Annotated in this window: 1 protein-coding gene; it reads left to right on the top strand. The window is 41.1% G+C overall.

The features are described 5' to 3' along the window. Window positions 1-73: 73 nt before the first annotated feature. A partial coding sequence (locus ACX5KA_RS13900) for a transposase (RefSeq protein ID WP_458731458.1) occupies window positions 74-270 on the top strand: 197 nt, incomplete at its 3' end.

Raw genomic sequence — 270 nt, 5'->3', positions numbered from 1 at the left:
GAGACTGTAACTAATTTTGTGTAACTGCCTATCTCAATTTACTCTATAGAGAGTTAAGGATAGGCAGATGAACATGAATAAGAAAGAGCTTGAAGCTTTCGCAAAGGAAGCGGCCAAGGGAATTAAAACTCCTGAGGACTTTAACGAATTTAGTCAGATGTTGAAGAAAATCACCGTTGAAGCGGCTTTGAACGCAGAAATGGATGAGCATCTTGGCTACGAGAAACATCAAAAGTCCACGTCATCAAACAGTCGCAACGGTAAGAGCAG

This window comes from Alteromonas alvinellae (genome assembly GCF_902705805.1).
The sequence above is the reverse complement of the archived record's forward strand: the minus strand, read 5'-3'. Positions and strand labels throughout refer to the sequence as shown.